The sequence below is a fragment of the Psychrobacter sp. T6-1 genome (assembly GCF_052258445.1).
Genome location: NZ_JBQQFC010000336.1, coordinates 1 through 2,424 on the forward strand (window position 1 = coordinate 1; position 2,424 = coordinate 2,424).

Genomic DNA, 2,424 nt, shown 5'->3' on the forward strand with positions numbered 1-2,424 from the left:
GTGCGTTTTTATCAATTGTTCGATAACGATGATCGCTTAGTTGGCGGCTTTTACTTTGACTTATTTGCTCGTAGCGGCAAACGTGGCGGCGCTTGGATGAGCGGCTTTCAGTCTCGCTACAGTCATAACGAGCAAGGATATGAGCAGCTACCGGTCTGCTTTATGGTAGGTAACTTTACGCCAGCGCTCAGCGGTAAGCCAAGCCTGCTCACGCACAACGAAGTGCTCACCTTGTTTCATGAGTTTGGTCATGGCTTGCATCATCTGCTCACGCAAGTCAGTGTCGGCGATGTCGCAGGAGTCAACGGCGTTGAGTGGGATGCCGTTGAGCTGCCTAGTCAATTTATGGAGAACTGGGCGTGGGATTCTGAGGGTATCGCGCTCATTAGTAGTCATGTCGATACAGGCGAGCCCTTACCCAAAGATAAGCTTGATGCTTTACTTGGGGCCAAAAACTTCCAGAGCGGTATGCAAACCTTGCGTCAGGTTGAGTTCGCGCTGTTTGATTTATTGATACATGCGCATACGCCAGCGCTTGATTATGACGGTATCTTAGCGACGCTCAACGAGGTTCGCGCTGACATCGCTATTACACAGACGCCTGATTACAATCGTTTTGCCAATGGCTTTAGTCATATCTTTGCAGGCGGATATGCGGCGGGCTACTACTCTTATAAGTGGGCTGAGCTATTGTCGGCGGACGCTTTTAGCAAGTTTGAGGAGGACGGTATCTTTAATGCTACTACGGGTAAAGCGTTCCGCGAGACTATTTTGTCCGTTGGTGGTAGCTTCCCTGCTAAGACTAACTTCGAGAATTTCCGTGGGCGCAGCGCCAGTATCGAGGCGCTGCTACGTCATAGCGGCTTTGCCCAAAATGATGAGTCTAATATGGATCAGGAGGCATAAATGCGCTATCAATCCACTCGTCCAAAACGGCAGTTCTTGGCTGGGGTACGCTGCCCCAAATGCCAAGCACTAGACGTTATCGTACAGGTCAATATTGTCACCCCAGAGCCTGATGAGTACATTGAGTGCATACAGTGCGATCATAGCGAACACCGTCCTGACCCTGACGCCATTAGTGCTCAAAACCACGCGCAAGATCAACTCGTACGCGATGCTATGACTACAGGTACGAGCGGTACGGTAAAATTTAAACCTTAATTTAACCGCCTATCTAGCTTAGATAGGCTTTTTATTTTGAGTTTGCTATCATAACCACAACTCATGACAACTCCTATTAACGATGGTATGAAATCACACAAACCGCGCCCTACCTTTAGCCGATACTCCAAGCCCAAACGCCAACCTGTTCAGATATTATGGATTGCCATCGCTCTGATACTAGCGATCATTATTCTAGCGTACCTGCTATGGCTGCGCTCTACTGCTGATAACATGGACGAGCAAGGAACAACCATTGACATATCGACAGTAGAGGAGCAAATAAGAGCAGCTCAGCCCGTCTCCTCGCCAGTAGTACCTTCTGATAAAACTATAGACAATGATAGTGTTAACAGTACCAATAGTCCTACTATCGACACTTTAAAAGACAATGATACGCTTGCTGTCAAAACAATAGCGGTTCCTAGTCCTAAAAAAATCATAGAAGCGCCATTGCCCAAGACCAATAGCCTGGCTAAAGAAGAGATTGACCGCTTAAAGGATGAAAAACAGCGTTTCGCTGAACAAGAGCGACTCGCGGCTGAACAAATCGCGATGACAAAACAGCTCACTCAAATGAAGGCCGAACAAATCGCGCTATTAGAGACACAAATTGCTCAGTTAGAAGCACAAAAGTTAGATGCGCAAAAGCGAGCCCGAGCAACGATAGAATAAACTAGGAGTAGCTAATATGGCGAGTATCCACTTAACACATGCGCCTATTCTAGGTAGTAGCGTACAGCTGCTCGTTCTACCTGTGAATACTGCAGGCACGTTATTAGATCCTGTCCTTGCCCGCACCAAGTCCCTTTATCCTGATAACTATCGGCACTATCGAAAGGCCTGTATCGATGGCAGCCTAAAGAGAGGAACCTGCTTAATACACAAATGCGCGCGTGAGCACTCAGGTCTAGGCGTTGGTAGTCATAATAAGCCCAGTTATATCGCCAATCTAGTCATATCAGATCATCCTTACCATCGGGCGCGCACCATTTGGTTAACACAAGCACTTAACGATTTATCCGATCAGCTTATGGCGCTGATACGCTATCAAGGCGTGCGTAAAGCGGCCCTACTCGCCCGTCCGCTGCTATTTGACAACGCTTCTATTAATGCTAGTTTGAATGATGCAAAAGAGCACATGACAACCAGGCTGCCCTTGGACTGGCAGGATATCACGCTACCCCTTATTACCCAGCATCTACAAGAGTTACCGAAACTACGTATCGATATTCATATACCTAAAAGCGTAAAGCTCTA

At 47.4% G+C, this 2,424-nt stretch carries 4 protein-coding genes; all 4 read left to right on the top strand.

Annotated elements, in window-relative coordinates:
* Positions 1-906, top strand: a 906-nt coding sequence (locus ACTXGO_RS12440) for a M3 family metallopeptidase (protein WP_443574759.1), incomplete at its 5' end; no start/stop codon positions are given.
* Positions 907-1,164 carry a YheV family putative zinc ribbon protein gene (locus tag ACTXGO_RS12445; RefSeq protein ID WP_435950010.1) on the top strand — a complete coding sequence of 86 codons (258 nt, stop codon included), beginning with the start codon at positions 907-909 and terminating at the stop codon, positions 1,162-1,164. It abuts the gene before it with no gap.
* 63 nt (positions 1,165-1,227) lie between these two features.
* Entirely contained in the window at positions 1,228-1,839 is a 612-nt protein-coding gene (locus tag ACTXGO_RS12450; protein WP_443574760.1) for a hypothetical protein, read from the top strand.
* A gap of 16 nt (positions 1,840-1,855) precedes the next feature.
* The coding region (locus tag ACTXGO_RS12455) for a macro domain-containing protein (protein ID WP_443574761.1) at positions 1,856-2,424 on the top strand (569 nt) is incomplete at its 3' end.